Below are 24081 nucleotides of genomic sequence, written 5' to 3'. Positions count from 1 at the left end.
CGATATCGAGAATAACGAATCTTATGAAGGAATAAAATTTTTATGTCTGATGAAAAAAACAAATTTACTGACGCTTCATTTGAAAATTGTGATTTAAAAAATCCAGCTGATCGTAATACACTTAAACAGGCAGCCGATGAATTTTTAAAAACACATAAAACAGAGGAACACGAAGTCGTTGAAACAGAAAGCAATGAGGTTAGTGATCTTTTAGCGTCTTTGCAGGATGAAAATAAAGAACTGAAAGATCAGCTTTTACGTCTTGTTGCAGATATGGAAAATCTTCGACGCCGTACTATGCGAGATGTGGCGGATGCAAGAGCTTATTCCATTGCTAATTTTGCACGGGATATGTTATCGGTTTCTGACAATCTCAATCGTGCTTTGGAAGCTATTCCAGAAGGTGCACGGGAGAGTGATGCTGGTTTGAAATCATTGGCAGAAGGCGTTGAAATGACTGAACGTGCCATGATGGCAGCATTAGAACGTCATGGGGTGCAAAAAATTCATCCAGAGGGGCAAAAATTTGATCCTCACTTTCATCAAGCGATGTTTGAGATTCCCAATGCTGATGTTCCAGATAATACTGTTCAACAAGTGGTTCAGGCAGGTTATATTATCGGGGAAAGGGTGTTACGTCCAGCTATAGTGGGTGTAGCTAAAGGAGGAGCAAAAGAAGCTTCTGTTGAAGCTGATTCGGCTTAAAACACATCAATAACAAACCTCTATCGTAAAATGCAGTATTCCCTGCAGTTTCATATATATATAGGGTCTTTTCTCAAAGAGTTTTTAAAGGGTGTGACAAACACCCTTTTATTTTTGAAGTGGCCAATTTCCTTTTACAATATAGGGAGCCTTATTTAAGGGAGAGGCCGATAACAATAAAACAAAATGATCAACTTCAAAAGGAGGGACAAAAAAATCATCTTGAAAAGATAGATAAGAAGAAAGATCTTTAAGATTAATATCAAATATTCGTGCAAGAGTGATATGCGGAATAAACAGTCTTTCATCAGGCTTTAACTCTAATTTATTCCGAATATATTGCATCTTTTCATGTAAAAGAGTAAGCTTTTCACAAGGTTCAATGCGAACCACAAGAGAATGGGGAGCATTTTCTGAACCAAAAACTTCAAAACCCTTTATCTGTAGCGTAAAAGAAGGAAGTTCTATAGTGTTAAAGGTATGCATAATTTCATCTGCTGTAGAACTTTCAACTTCGCCAAAAAAAGATAAGGTGACATGAAAATTTTGCGGGTTGATCCATTGCGCTTTTGGTAAGCCATTTTGCAATGATACGAGGGCTTTTGTTGTTTGTTGAGGAATCTGGAGAGCACTAAATAGACGACCCATGATATTATCTCCTTATAATGAAAGATGCTATCCCAAGCGCAATATAGATAATAAGGGCGGGGCACGTACCACATAAAACAAGGCAATAGTATAGAAAAAGAATGTCTAAAAAATGCTTACTATAATTATGAGCGTACAAAGCTTATTCGTTTTAAGAAAATGGTTATGACATTGATAAGAATTGCGTTTTCATGATCTGTATCACAATGATGTACAATGGAAGATTACTTGTGTATTATAAAGGCTACAAAGTTAGCAGAAAATAAGAAAAGTTGATAGATTGTTGATGTGCGAAATTATTTTGACATTTATCTTTAGCCTAAAATAAAGCATATTCTAATACAAGGTGAAGAGTTCTCTTTTCTGTAAAGATTTAATTATATGATTAAGTCGGGGAATAGCCATAATACGCAAAACTATTCAAATTGGTCAAATAATGTTAGGAAAGGAAGAAAAAACCAGCATAACAAAATTACTATAAGCTTTTACATTTATGATAATTATACCAATCCATAATGGATATGAATATTGGTATAAAAGCGGGAAGAGAAATTAAAATTCAAAATAATGATGGAAAGTTCCTATTTTCTAAGAATTATCATCCTTGTTTATAATGAAAAAGCACTAGTTTTCCTCTCCAAAGTTGTTATTGATGAGCTTTTCAAGAGCATTAAGAGCATCTGTTGCTTCTGGTCCTGAAACACGAATGGTGAGGTTGCAACCGGATGAAGCCGCTAGCATCATAAGTCCCATAATTGATGATCCGCCAACAATTTTTCCATCTTTTTCAACTTCAACAGTAACATTAAAATTGTCAACAGTTTGTACAAATTTTGCAGAAGCACGTGCATGCAACCCACGTTTATTACAGATATTGAAATGACGACTTATACACGGGAGGGTATCTTTGGAAAACATTGGTATTTTATTATCCGCTAATCATACTTGGTACATTAATATATTTACGCCCTGCTTCTTGTGCTATTCTTAACGCGTCTGATAATGAAATATCCGGACATTTGCGAATAGAAATCAGTTTAATAAGCATGGGCAAATTAACACCCGCAATCATTTCAACGCGTCCTTTTTCAATAGCAGGAATAGCTATATTTGATGGTGTTCCACCGAACACATCTGTTAATATGATGACGCCATGATCCGTATCTGTATCGGTTACTGCGGCTATAATATCACCTCGGCGCTGATCTATATCGTCATCGGGATAAACGCATATTGTTGCGAACTTTTCTTGTACTCCAACAACATGTTCCACGGCATGTAAAAATTCGACAGCCAGCTCACCGTGCGTTACAAGCACGAGTCCAATCATTTACGCAAACTCCTGTTAACTAATAAGACCCAACCATATTGGTGGGAAAGACATTGTACAAGGCTTTATCTTGCTGCCAAGAAAAATTTGCAAAAAAAAGGCAAAAATTGTGATTTTTTTATCTTTAGAAAAAATTAGACAGATTTTTGCCATATTTTTTTAAACAAAAATGCTTCAATAGCTTGACAAATGGCGGTACAATCGGCTTCACGAAGAGAGGGAAGTTTTAAAAGAGGAATGTGCAAATTTTCAAATTGAAAAGTTTTATTTGTGGAAAAACGTTCATATTCCGGACCGAGAAAAATAACACAATCGATAATTGTGTGCTTTTCAAATTCTATCATATAAAGACCAACGCCACGAATCTCGATGCCGCCCTCTAAATTATCGGGAGTGTATCCGTGAAGCTTTCCATTTTCCGCACGCAACATTGTATAATCATCACTGATAAGCTTCGCTTCACGTTTTGACCACTCAGCGCGGTCAAGCAAAGAAAGGGTGAGGGTTGATTTTCCTGATCCCGATGGACCTATAATTAACAGCCCCTTGCCGCCTAGTTGAAGGCAATTTGCGTGGAGTATTTCACATTTTGTTTTCATGTCTTTTACTTTGGATAAAAGATTTATTTAGCAAGCGGAAGCATAATAGTAAAACGTGCACCAGTTTTACACTTCCCAAGTGTAGGATCAATAATATTTTCGGCTGTAATTGTCCCATTATGAACTTCGATGATTTGCCGACTAATAGAAAGGCCAAGTCCAGAGTTTTGCCCAAAAGCATCTTCATTTGGTCGATCTGTATAAAAACGTTCAAAAATGCGTTCAATATTTTCTGAACGAATACCTGGGCCATTATCTTCAATGGTTAAAATAAGGGTTGAAGCATGACCTTTCATAGTAATGCAAATTTTGCCACGATTCCGAGGAATAAAAGAACGCGCATTTTCAAGAAGATTTGAAATCACTTGTCCTAAACGGAGTTCGTGTCCCAATACAAGATAGGCTTTTCCATGAGGACGTGGGACAATATTAAGGCTTATATCAATGGTTTGCGTATTACGATACACTTCCTGAACAGCATGAACAAGACTTTCCAAAAGCGGTGTCATATCAACAATCTCTGCGGTTTCTCGTGCAAGCTCTGCATCGAGCCGTGATGCATCAGAAATATCTGTAATCAACCGATCAAGGCGGCGCACATCATGTTGAATAATTTCAAGCAATTTCTCTTGTGCTTCTTCATTTTTAGCCAGAGGGAGCGTTTCAACAGCACTGCGTAGAGAGGTGAGAGGATTTTTTAATTCGTGGCTTACATCAGCAGCAAAGCGTTCAATGGCTTCAATACGCATATAAAGGGCATTGGTCATATCACGAATAGAAGTTGAAAGGTGACCAATTTCATCTTCACGCATTGAAAAATCAGGAATTTCTACACGCTGATTATTGCCATTACGCACTCGATTAGCCGAGGCAGATAATTTACTTAATGGATGGGCAATCGTATGGGCCAAAAAGAGAGAAAGAACCAAAAGTACGCTACCTACAACGGCAAAAACTTTAAAGATAACCAGTCTTTCGCCTTTTACAATGTTATCAATATCGGAACCAGTGGTTGAAAGAAGAAGAGCTCCAACCACTGCGCGATAGCGTTGAACAGGAACGGCAACAGAAACAATTAATTGCCCTTGTCTGTTGCGTCTTTTTGCCGTAGCAAGAGATCCGTTTAATGCGCGGTACACTTCTGGATAAGCAATACCACTGGTTTTTATTTGTTCTCTGTCAAGAGCAATACCTTTACCATAAAATGCGCTTGAATACCATGAAGTAAGGCGATCCCACATGTTTTGTTCTGTTTTAAGTGGGGGTAAATCATAACTAAAAACTTCTCCACTAGAATAAAGAACGCGCGAATCAAGAAGGAGAGTAGCATCACGATCATAGATACGTGCTCTTGTCGTTTTAGGTGTGATGAGACGCCGTAAAAGAGGGGCAACTTGCTCAGGGTTAATAGGAAAATCCCAAGAATCGGTTGATTGAGGGGCTGGTGTAACGCTTTCACCAGTCTGTAACTCTAAGAGTTTTTGGGGATCAATGAGGATAGAATTTGTATCTACTGTTGCAGAAGCAGCAATAGCCCCAGCAATAATTTTTCCTTGGGTACATAAACTTTTAATTTTTGCTTCAATTAAACCATCGCGAAATTGGTTAAGGTATAAAATGCCTGTAACTAAAACGGCAAGGGCAGCAATGTTTAATATAACAATGCGACGTGTAAGGCTGGAAAAAAGCAATTGTCTAAAGAGACGTTGTATTCGAAGATGCAAACGAGAAAACATAAGAAACGGCGTTGAGGATGTACCATTAACGGTTGTTTTTTGTAAAGTTTCCAGTTGAGAATTGTCTGTCATCGATTTGATTGCCGTTCAAATTTTTGCGACAAAGTAGTTTTATACTTCGTGGAAACGATAACCTACACCATAAAGTGTTTCAATCATTGCAAAATCATCATCCACTTGTTTAAACTTTTTACGCAGACGTTTAATGTGACTATCAATGGTGCGATCATCTACGTAGACTTGATCACTATAGGCAGCATCCATTAAAGCATCACGACTTTTTACAACTCCTGGTCTTTGTGCTAAGGTTTGCAGAATCAAAAATTCCGTAACGGTTAAAATAACAGGTTTATCTTTCCATGTACAGGTATGGCGTTCTTGATCCATCACAAGATCTCCACGTTTGAGAGAAGAGGTGGAAGAAGTTCCTGTAGAAAGCGGTTGGTTACGTGCATTAGAACGGCGCAAAATAGCTTTCACGCGTTCAATAAGAAGACGTTGGGAGAAAGGTTTAGTAATAAAATCATCAGCTCCCATTTTGAGACCAAATAATTCATCAATTTCATCATCTTTAGAGGTGAGAAAAATAACTGGAAGATCAGATTTTTGACGCAAACGACGCAAAAGTTCCATCCCATCCATTCGGGGCATTTTAATATCAAAAATAGCTAAGTGTGGAGGGTGAAGTGTGAGACCCTTGAGTGCAGATGCTCCATCTGTATAGCTTTCAACCCGATATCCTTCTGTCTCAAGCGCAAAAGATAAAGATGTCAAAATATTGCGATCATCATCAACAAGTACAATCGTTTGTGTGATTGTTGGTGTATCTTTCATGGTTTCTTAGACCTTTCTATTGCTGTGGTAGCAAATTACCCACACTTATTTATATGGGAGTTCATATTTTTTTTGCAAAACAAATATGATACAAATTGTAGCAAAGTAAAAAACCTTTTGTCATTACTGTAAAATCTTGTTTTGCTTTCATAATTTATAATGTTTCTACGTCTATTAAGATCCCTTCATTTGAGAGAAAATTTTCATAAAGGCTTTTTTTATCAAGGTTTATTACAAAGTTTATTATTGTATTTGTCTCATAATTGAACAGATGTAGTTTTGATTGTTGAAGTTTAGAAAATCTGCCTATGTGTTTTAAGAGCAAAGAAAAGAATGTGGCAATATATGCACAAAAATTTGTTTCTGCTACACGAAAGGAGGTCGTAATGGGATTTTTTAATTTTATTAAAACTGTAGGGGAAAAGTTAGGTATTGGGGACCATGAACCAAAAGAAAAGGATTTTAAAAGAGCATTTGATGATTTTCAACTCGGTACAGAAAAAGTCAATATTCAAGTTGAAGACGGTAAAGCTATTTTAAGCGGTGAAGTTCCAGACAGGGAAACACTCGAAAAAGCACTGCTGGTTGTTGGCAATTCACAAGGTATCTCTTCTGTAGATGTTGATCAATTAAAGGTTATAGATACAACGCCTAGAAAAACTTCTCGCTTTTATGAGGTTAAATCTGATGATAATCTTTGGAAAATTGCTGAAGAGGTTTATGGAAAAGGGCAAGGTAATAAAAACACATTTATTTTTGAAGCCAATAAGCCAATGCTAAAATCTCCCGATAAAATTTATCCTGGACAAGTTTTACGTATTCCTGAAATTGACCATAGTTAATTCATCAAAGAGGATAATTTTTTACTGATGGCATTAAACAAAAAATAAAGGAGCGTAAAAAAATTCACGCTCCTTCATTTTATAAAGTGTGTATTTATTGTGTATTTATATAAAAGGAGCTTAGTGAACAAGAGAGGATTTAGAAGGTGATGGTACTTTCATAGCGTTTACAGAGAAATCAACATCAATGGTTCCTGCTTTCTCAAATGTCAATTTTGCGCTAATTTTATCACCTAACTTGAATGGTTTTGAAAGCCCCATAAACATAATATGATCACCGCCAGGCTTAAGCGTGATTTCTCCATTTCCCGGAATTTCAATGCCATTGTGCATTTTTTCCATTTTCATAATATCATTAACGACAGCCATAGAGTGTATCTCTGTTGTTTTTACTCCGTTTGTGGAAATAGAAACCAAACGGTCTGGGGTATTACTGTGATTAATAATGTAGAGATAACCGCTACCAACTCTTATACCTTTAGGTGTTTCTCGTGTCCAAGGATTGAGAATTTCTATGTCGCCAAGTTTATATTGCTGAGCACCTGCTGGCAGGGTTATACCAGCAAAGAGAAGAGCACACACGATATTTATGATAACCTTTTTGTATGGATATTGTGTATGGATTATATTCTTAAAGATGAGATTTGTTATTTTCTTAATAATAGATGTCATCATTGATTTACCCTCCTTCATAAGATTCATACTTTGAATATTTTTTTATTTTAGCAGAGCTTTTATTTAAAATAAAAGAAAGAAATACTAAAATGAAATTGATTTGAGTATGAGAATAAAAATCATAGAATTATTTGATTCTAAAGGAAGGCAGTAAGGTTTACAACGACAACACACCTCTCAACACTTCCGTATTCATCTCATAAATAATATTTGTAAATGGTATAAAATCTATGATGCACTACTATTTTGCTTAATAAAATATAATATAGAACAATCATCAACCACTTTACCAATTTTAATATTATAACAGCTCTTGGCATTTTAAAGCGTTTATACAGACGCATTTTTATATATTTTCAAAGTTCAAAATTATACAGTTAGGAAAAAACGCTTTAGGTGAGTTTAAAGCACAGATTTCAAATAACCGCAAACAATGAGACCGTTAGAAGGAGAATTTTTGAAAGGAGATCGATGGATAATACCTTTACAGATGTGAGCATTAGATATGATGACTATTTTAGTCCAAGAAAAATTTATAATATTCGCGATATAAATTATTCGCCTTTTAAAAAGCTTTTACGGGAGTATCATTTTATCAATGATGAGAAGATCAAGAGCGAGAGTGCAATCACTCTTTTATTTTTTTAATTTTTATAGAAAGATATATTTGTTGAGAATTGCAAGAAAAATATATTATAATCTCAAGTCTCTCATAAATATGGTATTTATGGGTCATTAGAGCGCCTATTTTAAAATAAATTTTTTATTTTGGAGATGTTTCTCTCATTATTCTCTTGTAGCAATAAAAGCCTGTTCTTATATACGAGGCAGCAAGGCTTGTTGCGACTTGCAGTTTATTATTATTTATGTTGCTTGAAGCAATATACGGGCTTTAGGTGTTATGAGGAGCTATCTTAAAAAGATGCTTTATGAAGGTTGAGGTAGCTTGCTGAATGGAGATTATAATATGGCAAAAGTAATTGGTATTGATTTGGGGACAACGAACTCTTGTGTGGCTGTTATGGATGGCAAAAACGCAAAAGTTATTGAAAACTCAGAAGGAGCGCGAACAACACCTTCCGTTGTTGCCTTTACTGATGGGGGGGAGCGTCTTGTTGGGCAGCCTGCTAAACGGCAGGCGGTGACAAATCCTGAAGGGACAGTTTTTGCAGTTAAACGTTTGATAGGGCGCCGTTTTGATGACCCTATGGTTGAAAAAGATAAAGCACTTGTGCCTTATAAAATTGTTAAAGGTGACAATGGTGATGCATGGGTTGAAGAAGCGGGAAAGAAATATTCTCCGTCGCAAATTTCAGCTATGATTTTGCAAAAGATGAAGGAAACAGCAGAATCTTATCTTGGTGAAAAAGTTGAACAAGCCGTTATTACGGTTCCTGCTTATTTTAATGATGCGCAACGTCAAGCTACGAAAGACGCGGGTAAAATTGCTGGACTTGAAGTTTTACGGATTATTAATGAGCCAACAGCTGCTGCTTTAGCTTATGGTTTGGACAAAAAAGACGGAAAAACAATAGCAGTTTACGATCTTGGTGGTGGTACATTTGATATTTCAGTTCTTGAAATTGGAGATGGCGTTTTTGAAGTTAAATCAACCAATGGAGATACGTTTTTAGGTGGTGAAGACTTTGATATGCGCCTAGTTGGTTATTTTGCAGATGAATTCAAAAAAGAGCAAGGAATTGATCTGAAAAATGATAAATTAGCTTTACAGCGCTTAAAAGAAGCGGCAGAAAAAGCAAAGATTGAGCTTTCTTCGTCACAGCAAACAGAAATCAATTTACCATTTATCACGGCAGATCAATCAGGTCCCAAGCACTTAACAATGAAATTGACTCGGGCAAAATTTGAATCTCTCGTTGACGATTTAGTGCAGCGTACCATCGAGCCTTGTAAAGCTGCGTTGAAAGATGCTGGATTAAAGGCTGGTGAAATTGACGAAGTTGTTTTAGTAGGTGGTATGACACGTATGCCCAAGATTCAGCAAGTCGTGCAGAGCTTCTTTGGTAAGGATCCACACAAAGGTGTTAATCCTGATGAAGTGGTCGCAATGGGTGCTGCCATCCAAGGAGGTGTATTGCAAGGCGATGTCAAAGACGTGTTGTTGCTAGATGTAACGCCTTTATCTTTGGGTATTGAGACCTTGGGTGGGGTTTTTACACGCCTTATTGAGCGCAATACCACTATCCCAACAAAAAAATCGCAAGTTTTTTCGACAGCTGATGATAACCAGAGTGCTGTGACGATTCGTGTTTTTCAAGGTGAACGGGAAATGGCAAGTGATAATAAGTTATTGGCTCAATTTGATCTTGTTGGTATTCCTCCAGCACCACGTGGTATACCTCAAATTGAAGTTACTTTTGATATCGATGCGAATGGTATTGTTAATGTTTCGGCCAAAGATAAGGGAACAGGTAAAGAGCATCAAATTCGTATTCAGGCATCAGGTGGTTTAAGTGATGCTGATATTGAAAAAATGGTAAAGGATGCAGAAGAGCACGCGGCTGAGGATAAAAAACGCCGTGAAGGTGTTGAAGCTAGAAATCAAGCGGAGGCTCTTATTCATTCAACTGAAAAGTCGCTCAATGAATATGGCGATAAAGTATCAGCTGAAGAAAAGGGACAGATTGAAACAGCAATATCTGATTTGAAATCTGCGCTTGAAGGCAGTGATACGGAAGAAGTAACAACAAAGATGCAAAAATTAGCAGAAGTCAGTATGAAGCTTGGACAGGCTATGTACGAAGCCTCACAAGCAGCGAGCGCTGACACTGAAACAGAGGCAAAGAATGATGATGTTGTTGATGCTGATTTTGAAGAAGTTAATGATAAGAAGAAATAGTGTCAGCATATGTGTTGATTAATTGATAAACCCGGCCTTTGAAATATAAGGCTGGGCTTTATTATTTGAGATAAGTTGCAACTTTGTTGCTAAAAATATAAATTAAAAGCAATATTATCCATAAAGATGGATGACAGAAAAATTATCAGGAATACATGATGAAGGTTGACTATTATGAAATTCTTGGCGTGACTCGCGAATGTGATGATAAAAAGTTGAAATCTGCTTTTCGTAAGTTGGCAATGCAATATCATCCTGATCGCAACGCGGGGGATAAAGAGGCAGAGCGAAAATTCAAAGAAATTGGCGAAGCCTATGAAGTTCTTAAAGATCCTCAGAAGCGTGCTGCTTATGATCGATTTGGCCATGCGGCCTTTGAAAATAGCGGTGGTCAAGGGGGAGCAAATCCCTTTGGCGGTTTTGCTGCTGGTGGTGGATTTGCGGATATTTTCGAAGACTTTTTTGGTGAGATTATGGGAGGGACACACCGTAAGCGTGGTGACAGTCGCGAACGTGGTGCAGATTTGAGTTATAATATGGAAGTGACTTTAGAAGAGGCATTTTCAGGAAAAACTGCAGAAATTAATATTCCCAGTTCCGTCACGTGTGATGTTTGTGAGGGATCAGGAGCGAGAAAGGGCTCTAAGCCGCAAGTTTGTGGAATATGTCATGGATCTGGTCGTGTGCGTGCAGCACAAGGTTTCTTTTCTATTGAGCGAACATGTCCTTCATGTCATGGACGTGGTGAAACTATTACGGATCCATGCCCCAAATGTCAGGGGACACGACGCATAGAGAAAAAACGTTCATTGAGCGTAAATGTTCCAGCTGGTATTGAAGATGGAACGCGTATTCGCCTTTCTGGTGAGGGTGATGCTGGTATTCGTGGTGGCCCCAATGGTGATCTTTATATTTTCCTTTCCATTAAACCGCATGAGTTTTTTCAGCGAGAAGGAGCAGATCTTCACTGTCGCGTTCCTATTTCAATGGTAACAGCTGCTTTAGGAGGAGAGTTTGAAGTTTCCGACCTTGATGGTGTTAAAGCACGCGTTAAGATTCCAGAAGGGACACAAAATGGACGTCAATTCCGCCTTAGAGGCAAAGGTATGCCCATGTTGCGCCGTCAGCAAGCAAGGGGTGATCTTTACATCCATATCACGATTGAGACACCGCAGAAATTAACGCAAGAACAACGTGAATTGTTGCAAAAATTTGAAAAGCTCTCAAATCATGAAAATTCACCGCAATCACATGGTTTTTTTTCACGTATGAAAGAATTTTTTGAAAATATTTCTGGTTAAAATATGTGAATGTTCTCAGAATAATTAGAGAGAGCTGTAGGAAAGTTATTTTCATTAAGTTTTCTATTATCTCATTGTCTTTGAAAAGCATTTTTTCTTGAAAAGAAAAGAGAGAGACAGCTAATTTAGGATAAACTCCTGCTGCTGATAGTTTTTATATTTCATGAGTTTTATGGATAAGTCTTATTTTTGAGTGTCTATGACATTTTAAAAAGGGCTTATCCATATAAGAACGCAATTGAGTGATTGATAATAAATATTGCCAGTGTCATGATAACTGCCTTTATGCATTCAGTATTTTTTGTATTTCTTTTTAAAGGCTCTATAATAAAACTGTAAAATAGGTAGCAGCTTGCCAAGAAACGCTAAATAAGCTGTTAGGCAATCCATCTTATTTCAAATAAAGTATCAACTTCTTATAACCGATTTTATTTTTGGCATTTTTCATAGTTTTAATCACTGCTTCCTTTAAAATAAGGGTTATTTTATTTGGAATAGCTTTTACATGCCTCATCTTAGCTTTTAGCCGTAATCATGTCTTTTTAGATGCGGATTTAGTTTTGTATTTCTGATGTCATAAATACTTCTTCCAGATAATAAAAAACGCTATAATCAAGTTTATTTTGTTCCAAAGAAATTGTGGAATGAGATAATGTGTGTTTAATGCTAAAGAAGACATAACAAAACACGTTTTGAGGTATTCTATGTATCTCTCTTGTAGGGAAACAGATTCGATGGAATTCACTTAATTGAATTTATTGGCATAATAAAAAGTTGGTGGGAAGATAGAGGAAGTTACCTTTAAAAAGAAAAAATAAATACAATAAAAAAATAGCACAATATGCTTAGAAAACAGCACGATATATTATTGAAATTGTTAGTGATATGGAAAGAGAAATTTACGAAATGAATCTTTTTTCATAAAATAACATAATTAAAATAATACATTAAAAGAATTAACAATTCTAAAAAACATTGAATAATTCAAGCATGTATCGCTATGCAGAAAGAAAAACTTAATGACCGATCATGAAAAATGAGAAGTTTTATAAAACCTTACGAAGAGAGTAATCTAAACAATTAAATGCTTTTACGAAGATGCTTTTGAGGAGCTATCATAATATATGGATAATGTTGCAAAGCCTTTTTTCGATTTTACGATATAAAAAGATAAATTATTATTATAAATCAACTTATTATGATTCTCCATGAGGAGCGTTCAATCGACATTTCCTCATGTTTAATGATTGAGAAAAAGTCAAATTTTTAAAACCAAAGTTATAGTTTATTGGGATAAGCTATAAAGCAGTTGAGTGATTTCTTATCTTAGGAATATGTTAATTTTATTATTATAAGAAACTTTATTTTTATCTTACAAAATCAATGGTTGTATATATTCCTATTCATTGTTAAGTATCCATAGGGATAAACTAATGAGTTGAATGTGCAGCGTAGCTTCAAAATTTTGCTTTTCAATTTTATATATAAGATCATAAAATAATGACGTTTTTTTACGCCTATTTTGTTTAATTTTTCGCTGTCAATTTTTAAAGGAAGTTTTTGTATTTCATTTCGCTATTCCTTTTTCGTAATTTAGAGGAAAATTGACGATTTTCAGGGGGGTGGATAGAGTAAAGTTTGGTTTTATTGTTTTCACTTTTCCTAAATTTCATTAAGAGATGGTAAAAAGTGATGAGGAGGCTCTATTGATGGATGATGCTAAAAACGGTGATGTAGATGTTTTGGAAAAACAAGCAGCATTTTTATCGTCTGCTTTACCCTATATGCAAAAATATGAAAATGAAACGGTCGTGGTAAAATATGGCGGCCATGCTATGGGTGATCCTGCTTTGGGGCGAGCATTTGCGCGTGATATTGCTCTATTAAAGCAATCGGGGATTAATCCTGTTGTTGTTCATGGTGGTGGGCCTCAAATTGCTGAAATTTTAATGAAAATGGGGATTGAATCGCGATTTGAAAACGGATTACGGGTAACCGATGAGCGGATCGTTGAAGTGGTTGAAATGGTTTTAGCGGGTTCCATAAATAAAGAAATTGTTGCTCTCATCAATGCTGAGGGAGAATGGGCAATAGGATTATGCGGCAAGGATGGCAATATGGTTTTTGCCGAAAAGGCTTATAAAACTGTCATTGATCCTGATTCGCATATTGAACGTGTTTTAGATTTGGGGTTTGTTGGTGAGCCTGTTGAAGTTGACCGCACATTGCTAGATCTTTTAGCATGTTCTGAAATGATACCGGTTCTTGCTCCTGTGGCTCCAGGACGCGATGGTAAAACTTATAATATTAATGCTGATATTTTTGCTGGAGCTATTGCTGGTGCATTAGAGGCTAAACGCCTTTTATTTCTCACTGATGTTCCTGGTGTTTTGGATAACCAGGGTAAACTTTTAAAAGAATTGACAGTTTCTGAAGCTGAGAAATTTATTAAAAATGGGACAATTTCAGGAGGCATGATTCCAAAAGTAGAGACTTGTATAAAAGCCCTTCAAAATGGCGTGGAAGGTGTTGTCATTTTAAATGGTAAAACTCCTCATTCTGTTTTACTAGAGCTGTTTACCGAACAGGGAGTTGGAACGCTTATTGTTTCATAAATTGTGGGGAAAATTGGAAGAGAAAGTTTTTCATGGTGAATCTAAAACAGTTTAAATATCCTTTATTAAGTAAGCCAGAATTGGCAATATTTACTGCGACAATATTGTGGGGCGTTACATTTTTAGTCATTCACATTGCGGTACGCTATAGTGGTCCTCTGTTTTTTGTTGGATTTCGTTTTATTGTTGCATCTCTTATATGTGGGGTAATTTTTTGGCGCTCTATAAAAGGTATAACTGTTTATGAAGTTTTCGCTGGGATGGCGATAGGTTTAGCCATGTTTTTTGGTTATGCTTTTCAAGCAGCTGGACTTCAAACAATTATTAGTAGTCAGTCAGCTTTTATCACAGCGCTTTATGTACCGATGGTTCCAATCTTGCAATGGATTGTTTTTAAAAAACCTCCCCGTTTAGCTTGTTGGATTGGTATTATTTTCGCTTTTATTGGGCTTGTATTTATTTCAGGACAAAAGCCGGGAAATTTTGATTTTTCAAAAGGCGAAATTTTAACTTTGTTAGGCGCTTTAGCGATTGCTGGAGAAGTCATACTCATCGGAATTTTTGCGAACAAGGTTGATAGTCGGCGTGTAACCATTATTCAGTTATTTTTTAGTGGTTTTTTTTCATTTGCTTGTATGCCTTTGATGGGTGAAAGCATCCCTGAATTTTCGTGGGTGTGGTTTAATATTGGTATAGGATTGGCATTAATGAGTGCCATCATTCAATTAGCTATGAATTGGGCACAAAAGTCTATTTCCCCTACGCGTGCGACACTCATTTACGCAGGTGAACCGGTATGGGCTGGTATTGTTGGGCGTTTGGCTGGCGAACATTTATCTCCCTTAGCTTTATTGGGCGGTTTGCTTATTCTGATTGGGATAATTGTGGCTGAATTACAACCTTCACAATGGCGTAAAAAAAATAAAGCAATTAAAAAAATTGATTAGCTATACATTTTTTTATTATGATTTTATTGCATGAGATTTTTGCTTGTAGAGTTTTCATTTTTGAAGCTTTTTTAATATTAAGATGATTAAGAAGTTCTATAAGTTATTCCAGCTTTTGCATGTATCTGTTTGCCTAACTTCTGAAACGGGAAGACAACCTTTATTGAGCCAAAGCATGAGGTGATATAAAGGTAAAAATTAACGCTCATCTTTACGATCATGTTTAAATTTGGCTTTAACAACTTTCAAAAACATCTACGGTAATGTTTTTGAATAATGAGAATTACGCACTGTCGCACGTTATTTCTTTTGTCCTTTAATAGAGTTACGCTTCTCATGCAAAATAGAACGCCCAAAGTATCCCCATAACGTTGTACATTAAAGCGTTTTTTAAAAGATAATTTTCTCAATATACATCATATTCATTGACAGTCCGCATGAAGTATAGAAAAACCACAGAGCATCATCATTTTACTTAAAATAAAGGGCACTAGCATTTTCTTTATCAGTTCTCAATATTATGATAGCCTTTGGCATTTAAAATGAGAGAGGCTCGCGATATTCAGAGTTTTAATTTAAATCGCAAAACAATAAACGATCATTATAAATCAATGCGTTATCCAATGAATCGAAGAGGATTGGTGTGCTTTATGCTTAATGGAGGAAGGAAGGAGTTATATAAAAACATCACTCAATAGAGCATATTTCTAAAGTTTTAAAAATTGAGAAGAAACTCCCTCGATATTCATGTTATCTTATATAAGATTGCTAAAAAAGAAGATTATTGCATACAAATAAAAAAGCATTTCTTGCGAATTTATTGCAAGCCTAAATGATATACACGCCCATCATATAAATATGATAATACATTGATTTATAACTATAATATAGCATTATTCACATTGAGTTAGAACCCTGAATACTGTAAAATTTTCTCACTTCAAATCATTTTCATGTTAAATCAATCCAAATCACTTGCTTACACATCACAAGTGGGTGGGGGGCATGTGGGTAAAGACTGTACAAGAAAGGCATATCTCTTATAAACTTTTTCAAGTGTAAAGGATCGTCGTAATATTGGAGGCTGGCAAAGTGTGTGATGGTGCCGGCTTACTACAGCATATGAGTTATCAAATAAGATGTGAAAGGATCATTTTAGCACCCTTGGATTTAATTTAGCAAACAAAAGCCTCATTTTTTAGGCTATAAAAAGTTGTGTTTTGAGAAGCTTTTTAGGTTTATATTATTTTGATAGAAGCCGGAACATAATTGGTCTTTGCGTTTTGTATTATTCTTTGCTAAATCGCCTTATATGACAATAGATCGTAATTATATTCGTAATTTTTCCATCGTGGCGCATATTGATCACGGCAAATCAACTTTAGCTGATCGTTTGATTCAAATAACAGGTGGGCTTGATACACGTGAGATGAAAGAACAAGTACTCGATTCCATGGATATTGAGCGTGAACGTGGAATTACTATTAAAGCACAAACGGTACGTTTACACTATAAGGCAAAGAATGGTGAAACCTATATTTTAAATCTTATGGATACACCTGGTCATGTGGATTTTGCTTATGAGGTTTCGCGTTCATTGGCAGCTTGTGAAGGTTCTCTGTTGGTGGTGGATGCAAGCCAAGGCGTAGAGGCGCAGACGTTAGCAAATGTTTATCAAGCCATTGATAATTCCCATGAGTTGGTTGTTGTTCTCAATAAAGTTGATCTTCCAGCAGCAGAACCTGAGCGTGTTAAAGAACAAATTGAAGATGTAATAGGCATTGATACATCTCAAGCAGTAGAAATATCAGCAAAAACAGGTTTGGGTGTTCCTGATGTTTTGGAGGCAATTGTTGCACAATTACCACCTCCACATATAGGCGATGTTGCAAATCCCTTGAAAGCAATGTTGGTTGATAGCTGGTATGATGCATATCTTGGTGTTATTGTTTTGGTACGGGTGATAGATGGTATTTTAAAAAAAGGCCAAACCATTCGTATGATGGGTACAGGAGCAAAATATCCAGTTGAGCGCGTTGGGGTTTTTACACCTAAAATGGTACAGGTTGATGAATTAGGACCGGGCGAGATTGGTTTTATCACTGCTTCTATCAAAGAGGTAGCAGATACACGGGTTGGGGATACGATTACTGAAGAGCGCCGTCCTTGTGAAAATGCTTTACCTGGTTTTAAGCCTGCGCAACCGGTTGTCTTTTGTGGACTTTTTCCAATTGATGCTGCTGATTTTGATGATTTGCGTGCAGCCATGGGCAAATTACGCTTAAATGATGCGAGTTTTTCTTTTGAAATGGAAACATCTGCGGCTTTGGGGTTTGGTTTTCGCTGTGGATTTTTGGGACTTCTGCATCTTGAAATTATTCAAGAGCGATTAGAGCGTGAGTTTAATTTGGATTTAATCGCGACAGCACCTTCGGTTGTTTATCGCATGAATATGAATGATGGTTCTGTTAAAGAGTTGCACAATCCAGCGGATATGCCTGATGTGGTTAAAATTTCTTCCATAGAAGAACCGTGGATTCGGGCGACAATCATGACTCCTGATAATTATCTTGGGTCAATTTTAGAACTATGCCAAGAGCGGCGCGGGGTACAGGTTGGTTTGTCCTATGTTGGAACCCGTGCTATGGTAACGTATGATTTACCACTGAATGAAGTTGTTTTTGATTTTTATGACCGGCTAAAATCAATCTCAAAGGGTTATGCTTCTTTTGATTATCAAATGACAGATTATGCAGAAGGTGATTTAGTTAAAATGTCTATTTTGGTGAATGGAGAGCCTATTGATGCATTATCGATGCTTGTTCACCGCACGATTGCAGAAAAGCGCGGGCGTTCCATGTGTGAAAAACTGAAAGATCTTATTCCCCAGCATATGTTTCAGATTCCAGTTCAAGCGGCTATTGGTGGTAAAGTTATAGCGCGCGAAACGATTCGTGCTTTGCGTAAAGATGTAACAGCGAAATGTTACGGGGGTGATGTTACGCGTAAGCGCAAACTTTTGGAAAAGCAAAAAGAAGGCAAAAAGCGGATGCGCCAATTTGGAAAAGTAGAAATTCCACAATCAGCATTTATTCAAGCGCTCAAAATGAACAAATAATGAAAAAAGGAGTATTTTCTCTCATTGATTGCGCTTTTGCTTTTGTCGATTGGTTCAGGTGTTTAAAGGACACTTTAAATAGAATTGCGCCGTGCTTCATGTTTTTGTGTATTGCGTAAAGGTGTCACTTTCTCATGTAAAACAGAATGCTTTAAACAAAATGCGTTTGTGTTGCATATTTGTGCACGTATTTTAATAAATATCTCTCAATACACTCGACCTCATTTCACGATAGCGTGCGTAGAAAGTATAACGGTAAAGCTTCCGTGAATGACATAAAACTCATAACCATATTTATTGTCATAAAGACACATGGTGCTTGAGAAAATTCATTAAAGACATTTTTATTCTTTTCTTAAAGTGCTTCTTATCCATACACCAACAGTGTTTATGAGACGAGCAGGAAATGATAGTGATTGATTCACTATGAAAGGATTTGAAATGAGAGAATCCTTGTATTCGAGGTTATTATTCAAGTTAAAAAACGATGAAATATTATTATGCATTAATCTTGTGTCTAAGAACGTAAAAGATCATTAATGGATGTTTTTTCTCGTGTTTTTTGATCAACACGTTTTACAATAACAGCACAATAAAGGCTAGGTCCTGCTTCACCATTTGGTAAAGGTTTTCCAGGGAGAGAACCTGGTACAACCACTGAATAGGCTGGTACTTCACCAATAAAAATTTCACCTGTTGTACGATCAATAATCTTTGTTGATTTTCCAATAAAGACTCCCATTCCCAAAACAGCACCTTCACGGATAATACAGCCTTCAACAATTTCAGAGCGAGCACCGATAAAGCAATGATCTTCAATGATTGTTGGATTTGCTTGCAGTGGTTCCAAAACACCTCCAATACCAACACCGCCAGAAAGATGGACATGTTTACCAATTTGTGCACAAGAACCAACGGTGGTCCATGTATCAACCATTGTGCCCTCATCGATAAAAGCACCAAGATTGACAAAGGAAGGCATCAATATAACGTTGGGTGCAATGTAAGCAGAATGACGTACAATGGCTCCAGGAACGGAACGGAAATCAGCACTTTTAAAATCTGCCTCTTGCCAACCAGAGAATTTTGAAGGAACTTTATCCCACCAATGTGTCCCATTGATTCCACCAGTAATAATTTGCATAGGATTAAGCCGAAAAGAGAGTAAAACCGCTTTTTTCAACCATTGATGAACATGCCATTGTCCATTTTTGTGTCGTTCTGCAACACGGATTTCACCTTTATCAAGAAGGTTCAATGCATGTTCAACACTCTCACGTATTTCGCCTTTTGTGGTAGTATCGATAGAATCGCGATCATTAAAAGCTTGTTCGATAATAATTTCAAGTTGTGTGATATGGGTCATGACGAGAGTTCCGTTAAACAAGTTGAAAGCTTCAAGATTTATTCTCTATGAACTACGCGAAGAAATGTGTTCAGTCAATAAAACGATGAGGAAGTAGGACAGGTGTATGAAAAAAAGCTGTAAAGAAAAAAGAAAAGCAGAGCAAGAAAACTGGGCACCACTTCTCCATGCGAAGGATGCTCTACAACAAATACATAAAGTTTCTAATTCAGCACAAATGCGTTCGTCTACTTATCGTTTAGCCTATACCGATCAAGATTTTATGATGCGTCCAGAGCTGCGCTCACAACGTATTAGTCTTGAATTTTTAAAGCCGGAAATAACCCTTAAAGAATATGATATTCAATCAACAGTTGTTTTGTTTGGTGGTGCGCGTATTCCTGAACCTGGGCAAGCAGCGTGGGCTGCAAAAAATGAAATACAAAAGAAAAATTTGCATGCTATGTCACATTATTACGATGAAGCAAGAGAGTTTGCGCGTTTGTGCTCACTTTATTCTGCTACGACAGAATATCGTGAATTTTTGGTTGTTACGGGAGGCGGACCAGGAATCATGGAGGCGGGAAATCGTGGTGCTTGTGATGTTGGTGCCCCAACGATTGGCTTGAATATTATTTTACCACATGAGCAAGAGCCTAATTCGTATGTGTCGCCGCATTTGTGTTTCAATTTTCATTATTTGGGGATGCGCAAAATGCATTTTTTAGTACGAGCGAAAGCCCTAGCCATTTTCCCTGGCGGATTTGGGACTCTGGATGAACTGTTTGAGACGTTAACTTTAGTACAGACAGGGCGTATGAAACAGGTACCAATTTTATTGTTTGGCAAAGAATTTTGGAGCAATACTATCAATTTTGAGTATCTGTCTGCACAAGGTACAATCTCTCCTACTGATGTTAATTTTGTGAAATTTGTTAATACAGCAGCAGAAGCTTTTGAAGAAATTCGTTCTTTTTATAAACTGCCTTAACGACTTTTGAGACGCTCACTCTTGAAGGATCATTAATACTCTACTTTGGTTAAATAAAGTCCTGAGGGGGGGGCAACAACACCACAACGTTTACGATCTTTAGCATGAAGAGCTGCTTCGAGATCTTGAGCTGTCCAACGTCCAATACCCACTTCCATAAGGCTTCCTGCGAATGAACGGATTTGATGATGAAGAAAAGAACGAGCTTGTGCATAAAGAAAAATTTCTTCATCTTCTCTTTGAATATCGAGGCGTTCAAGGGTGCGAATAGGGCTTTTGGCTTGGCAATGTGCTGAACGGAAAGTTGTAAAATCATGTTGTCCTACAAGCTTTTGCGCAGCTTCATGCATGGCGTCAGCATTAAGAGGCTTTGGCAACCACCACACGCGTTTGGCATTTAAAGCTGGTGGAGAGCGACGATTGAGGATTTTGAAAAGATAATGGCGTTTGGTTGCGGAAAATCGTGCATCAAAGTCATCAGGGACATTTTCTACATTTAAGATTGAAATCGCCTCTCCCTGTTTACGTAAAAGAGCATTGAGCGCATCTCGTACAGTATGGGAGAGCCAGTTTTTTTCAAAATCAACATGCGCAACTTGTCCGGTAGCGTGTACGCCCGCATCCGTTCGTCCTGCTGTTGTTATGGTCAATTGTTGTCCACTAAAGCAAAAAATCGCTTGTTCAAGAGCTCCTTGTATCGTGTGAAGTTTTGCTTGACGCTGCCAACCAGCATAATTTGAACCATCATATTCAAGAGTGAGTTTAAAACGTGGCATCTTAAAAAACAGCAGAAATATGAGCACCTCGCAAAAAGGTTGCGCTATCAAGAATTTTACCGCCAGATCTTTGGAGAGAGGTTATTTCTATCCGTCCTTGCCCACAATGGATAATCAAAGAATCTGGTTCTATCCGTCCAATTTCAAGAGAAGGACCTGTTGTTAAGCGACTATCAAGAATTTTTACACGTTCTTCTCGTCCACCGATATTCATATTGCACCAGCAACTAGGAGAGGGAGAGAGCGCGCGAATATGCCTATGAATAAACTCTGCAGGTTTTGTCCAATCAATGCGGGTCTCTTCTTTTCTAATTTTGGCGGCATAGGTGATGCCTTCTTCTGATTGTGGGGTCAGTTTAAGTCGTCCTTTTTCAAGAGTGGATAAAGTCTCTACCATAAGTTCTGCGCCAATATGTGAAAGTCTGTTTGAAAGCTCAGCAGTGGTGGTGTTATCAGTAATGGGGATGGAGCGAGAAAGAGCGATAGGCCCCGTATCAAGTCCTTCATCCATTTTCATGATCATGATACCTGTTTCTTTATCACCAGCCATAATTGCTCGTTGAATAGGCGCAGCACCACGCCAACGTGGTAAGAGTGAAGCATGGGCATTAAAACAACCAAAACGCGGCGTTTCGAGAATAGCTTTGGGTAAAAGGAGTCCATAAGCCACCACAATAGCAGCATCAACAGAAAGTGCTGCAAATTTCTCCTGTTGTTCGATTGTTTTAAGTGTTTGAGGTGTAAAGATGGGAATAGATTTCTCTTTTGCTACGGTGTGAACAGCGGAGGGGATTAATTTAAGCCCTCGACGTCCTGCTGGGCGAGGGGGTTGACTATAAACAGCAACAACATCATGACCTGCATCCAGTAAAGCATGTAAAATAGGAACAGAAAAATCTGGAGTCCCCATAAAACTTAATCGTAAAGCCATTACAAAACTGCTTCCTGCATGTTTTTTTCTTTTGCGCGTTTTTTAAATTTTCGTATCACCATATCGCGTTTGATCTTTGAAATGTAATCAATAAAAAGGCGCCCATCTAAATGATCAATTTCATGCTGCAAGCAAGTTGCCAAGAGATCGTCTGCTTCAATTTCTGTTTGTTTTCCTTCACGGTTCTGATAGCGAACACGAAGGCGTTTAGGACGTTCAACCTCTGCAAAATAATCAGGAATAGAAAGACAACCTTCTTTGTAAATATTACGCTCATCTGAAAGCCATAAAATTTCAGGGTTGATAATAACAAGTGGTTTTTTCTGCTCATTTTCAGAATTTCCAGAGACATCTATAACCAACATACGTAGCGGTATACCAATTTGAATAGCAGCAAGACCAACGCCCTTAGCATTATACATGGTTTCCAACATGTCATCTGCAAGTTTTTGGAGAGATGAATCGACCTGCTCAACAGGTTTGGACACTTCCCGTAAAATCGGATCAGGTAAAGTAATTAAAGATCTCATTGGCATAGGCATAAGTAGAGATTAATCAATGGTTTGTTATTGGTCAATATTGAATAACGGATTCTTGCGTTTTTTTACAATAAGAGCGTTATATTACAATTTATGTTTGATTCGTTTTTTTCCATACTCGCTGGTGATTTTTTTTCTAAACTAGTGCTTTTGCTTTTATTTATACTTGTCTGTTTGGCATTTTTTATGTTGATACATTCTCATCGAAAAAAAGCATTTTTGGAAAATGAAATTGCTGAACGCGCACGTGAGGCACAAATGCAGATGGCTACCTTGCTGAAAACACAAGCTGAAATGCAAGGGCGAATGCAAACGATGGCGGAAATTTTTGGTCAACGGCAGGCTGAATTGAATAAATCACTCAGTGAGCAACTCAATGGGATGACAACAAGCTTAGGCCAAACACTTCAGGTACAGACTAAATCCACTTATGAAAATTTGAATCGTTTGCAAGAGCGTTTAGCAGTGATTGATGCGGCACAAAATAATATTCAATCGCTTACGGGACAAGTTGTTCAGTTACAGTCTATTTTAAGCAATAAGCAGACACGTGGTACTTTCGGTCAGGGGCGGATGGAAGCAATTATTGCCGATGCCTTACCAACAAACGCTTATGCTTTTCAGGCCGTTCTTTCTAATGGAAAGCGCCCAGATTGTCTCATTCATATGCCCAATAAAGCCCCTTCTCTTGTTGTTGATGCTAAATTCCCTCTGGAGGCTTGGAATGCTATGCGTAAGGCAGAATCAGCGCAAGAGCGTCAAGAGGCAGAACGCCAATTTCGTACCAATATGGAAGTCCATATTCGTGATATTGCACAAAAATATTTGATTCCTGGAGAAACTCATGACACTGCTTTCCTTTTCGTGCCATCTGAATCGATTTTTGCAACAATTTATGAGGACTTTGAGGCATTGGTACAAAAATCCAATAGAGCTCATGTGATTATTGTTTCACCATCTTTGTTGATGCTCTCTGTCCAAGTGGTACAAACCATTATGAAAGATGCGCGGATGCGTGAACAAGCGCATTTAATTCAATCAGAAGTAGCAAAATTGATGGAAGATTTTGGACGAATGGATATGCGTGTTCGCGCATTACAGAAGCACTTTCACAAAGCAGGTGAAGATATAGAGGGAATTTTGATATCGTCCTCCAAAATTATGAAACGGGCAAATCGCATTGAAACTGTTGAATTAAAAGAAAATTACTCTGAACCAACAAAAATGACAACATTAGCTCAGTCGCAAACATTGCGTTTTGCTGATGAGGAATAAAGCAAAGCAAGCTT

Annotated in this window: 21 protein-coding genes; 10 read left to right on the top strand and 11 right to left on the bottom strand. The window is 37.3% G+C overall.

Annotated elements, in window-relative coordinates; all coding sequences use genetic code 11:
* Positions 1–42: 42 nt before the first annotated feature.
* Positions 43–705, top strand: a complete 663-nt coding sequence (grpE, locus tag ACFIK0_RS00485) for a nucleotide exchange factor GrpE (RefSeq protein WP_375611384.1) — start codon at positions 43–45, stop codon at positions 703–705.
* A 108-nt stretch (positions 706–813) separates the two neighbouring features.
* On the opposite strand, the gene thpR is transcribed toward grpE, so the two are convergent.
* The 6 genes from thpR to ACFIK0_RS00455 all read right to left on the bottom strand — a co-directional run bounded on the left by thpR (position 814) and on the right by ACFIK0_RS00455 (position 5852).
* The gene (gene thpR / locus ACFIK0_RS00480) at positions 814–1353 is read right to left on the bottom strand and encodes an RNA 2',3'-cyclic phosphodiesterase (protein ID WP_375637228.1); all 540 of its coding nucleotides are present in this window, start codon (positions 1351–1353) and stop codon (positions 814–816) included.
* A 624-nt stretch (positions 1354–1977) separates the two neighbouring features.
* Positions 1978–2271 carry an HPr family phosphocarrier protein gene (locus tag ACFIK0_RS00475; protein WP_012754483.1) on the bottom strand — a complete coding sequence of 98 codons (294 nt, stop codon included), beginning with the start codon at positions 2269–2271 and terminating at the stop codon, positions 1978–1980.
* Positions 2272–2281: 10 nt separating this feature from the next.
* Positions 2282–2683, bottom strand: coding sequence for a PTS sugar transporter subunit IIA (locus ACFIK0_RS00470; RefSeq protein WP_273790227.1), 402 nt, complete (start codon positions 2681–2683; stop codon positions 2282–2284).
* Between the two features lie 134 nt (positions 2684–2817).
* Positions 2818–3282: an HPr kinase/phosphatase C-terminal domain-containing protein gene (locus ACFIK0_RS00465; protein ID WP_273790228.1), complete on the bottom strand. Its 465-nt coding sequence runs from the start codon at positions 3280–3282 to the stop codon at positions 2818–2820.
* A 23-nt stretch (positions 3283–3305) separates the two neighbouring features.
* Positions 3306–5090: a stimulus-sensing domain-containing protein gene (locus tag ACFIK0_RS00460; protein WP_375663325.1), complete on the bottom strand. Its 1785-nt coding sequence runs from the start codon at positions 5088–5090 to the stop codon at positions 3306–3308.
* A gap of 39 nt (positions 5091–5129) precedes the next feature.
* The gene (locus ACFIK0_RS00455; RefSeq protein ID WP_005774392.1) at positions 5130–5852 is read right to left on the bottom strand and encodes a response regulator transcription factor; all 723 of its coding nucleotides are present in this window, start codon (positions 5850–5852) and stop codon (positions 5130–5132) included.
* 386 nt (positions 5853–6238) lie between these two features.
* On the opposite strand from ACFIK0_RS00455, the gene lysM reads away from it, so the two are divergent.
* Positions 6239–6694, top strand: a complete 456-nt coding sequence (lysM, locus tag ACFIK0_RS00450) for a peptidoglycan-binding protein LysM (RefSeq protein ID WP_375630565.1) — start codon at positions 6239–6241, stop codon at positions 6692–6694.
* Between the two features lie 120 nt (positions 6695–6814).
* Here lysM and ACFIK0_RS00445 read toward each other — a convergent pair whose 3' ends face one another.
* Positions 6815–7369, bottom strand: coding sequence for a copper chaperone PCu(A)C (locus ACFIK0_RS00445; protein ID WP_273790231.1), 555 nt, complete (start codon positions 7367–7369; stop codon positions 6815–6817).
* Positions 7370–7840: 471 nt separating this feature from the next.
* Here ACFIK0_RS00445 and ACFIK0_RS00440 point away from each other — a divergent pair, with 471 nt between their 5' ends.
* The 6 genes from ACFIK0_RS00440 (at position 7841) to lepA (ending at position 18210) form a co-directional block, all read left to right on the top strand.
* Positions 7841–8017, top strand: a complete 177-nt coding sequence (locus ACFIK0_RS00440) for a hypothetical protein (RefSeq protein WP_375663324.1) — start codon at positions 7841–7843, stop codon at positions 8015–8017.
* A gap of 319 nt (positions 8018–8336) precedes the next feature.
* On the top strand, positions 8337–10229 hold the full coding sequence (dnaK, locus tag ACFIK0_RS00435) for a molecular chaperone DnaK (RefSeq protein WP_273790233.1): 1893 nt from the start codon (positions 8337–8339) through the stop codon (positions 10227–10229).
* A gap of 158 nt (positions 10230–10387) precedes the next feature.
* Complete coding sequence (gene dnaJ / locus ACFIK0_RS00430; RefSeq protein WP_273790234.1) at positions 10388–11530, top strand: molecular chaperone DnaJ; 1143 nt, start codon at positions 10388–10390, stop codon at positions 11528–11530.
* A 1709-nt stretch (positions 11531–13239) separates the two neighbouring features.
* The gene (argB, locus tag ACFIK0_RS00425; protein ID WP_273790235.1) at positions 13240–14145 is read left to right on the top strand and encodes an acetylglutamate kinase; all 906 of its coding nucleotides are present in this window, start codon (positions 13240–13242) and stop codon (positions 14143–14145) included.
* A gap of 32 nt (positions 14146–14177) precedes the next feature.
* A complete protein-coding gene (locus ACFIK0_RS00420; RefSeq protein WP_273790236.1) occupies positions 14178–15092 on the top strand; it encodes a DMT family transporter in 915 nt (304 codons plus the stop codon).
* Between the two features lie 1312 nt (positions 15093–16404).
* Complete coding sequence (gene lepA, locus ACFIK0_RS00415; protein WP_375643000.1) at positions 16405–18210, top strand: translation elongation factor 4; 1806 nt, start codon at positions 16405–16407, stop codon at positions 18208–18210.
* Between the two features lie 517 nt (positions 18211–18727).
* Here lepA and dapD read toward each other — a convergent pair.
* On the bottom strand, positions 18728–19576 hold the full coding sequence (gene dapD / locus ACFIK0_RS00410; RefSeq protein WP_375663323.1) for a 2,3,4,5-tetrahydropyridine-2,6-dicarboxylate N-succinyltransferase: 849 nt from the start codon (positions 19574–19576) through the stop codon (positions 18728–18730).
* A gap of 106 nt (positions 19577–19682) precedes the next feature.
* On the opposite strand from dapD, the gene ACFIK0_RS00405 reads away from it, so the two are divergent.
* Positions 19683–20546, top strand: coding sequence for an LOG family protein (locus ACFIK0_RS00405; RefSeq protein WP_375663322.1), 864 nt, complete (start codon positions 19683–19685; stop codon positions 20544–20546).
* A gap of 32 nt (positions 20547–20578) precedes the next feature.
* Here ACFIK0_RS00405 and truA read toward each other — a convergent pair whose 3' ends face one another.
* Genes truA through def form a run of 3 tightly spaced genes read right to left on the bottom strand, consistent with a single transcriptional unit; the run spans position 20579 to position 22789 of the window.
* Positions 20579–21322 carry a tRNA pseudouridine(38-40) synthase TruA gene (gene truA / locus ACFIK0_RS00400; protein WP_375663321.1) on the bottom strand — a complete coding sequence of 248 codons (744 nt, stop codon included), beginning with the start codon at positions 21320–21322 and terminating at the stop codon, positions 20579–20581.
* 1 nt (position 21323) lies between these two features.
* On the bottom strand, positions 21324–22253 hold the full coding sequence (gene fmt, locus ACFIK0_RS00395) for a methionyl-tRNA formyltransferase (protein ID WP_375663320.1): 930 nt from the start codon (positions 22251–22253) through the stop codon (positions 21324–21326).
* On the bottom strand, positions 22253–22789 hold the full coding sequence (gene def / locus ACFIK0_RS00390) for a peptide deformylase (protein ID WP_375663355.1): 537 nt from the start codon (positions 22787–22789) through the stop codon (positions 22253–22255). The genes fmt and def overlap by 1 nt, the downstream gene beginning before the upstream one ends.
* Before the next feature lie 96 nt (positions 22790–22885).
* Here def and ACFIK0_RS00385 point away from each other — a divergent pair, with 96 nt between their 5' ends.
* Entirely contained in the window at positions 22886–24067 is a 1182-nt protein-coding gene (locus ACFIK0_RS00385; protein WP_273790242.1) for a DNA recombination protein RmuC, read from the top strand.
* Positions 24068–24081 lie beyond the last annotated feature (14 nt).

Origin of the sequence: Bartonella sp. CL63NXGY (genome assembly GCF_042194905.1) — a bacterium.
GTDB lineage: Bacteria > Pseudomonadota > Alphaproteobacteria > Rhizobiales > Rhizobiaceae > Bartonella.
The sequence above is the reverse complement of the archived record's forward strand: the minus strand, read 5'-3'. Positions and strand labels throughout refer to the sequence as shown.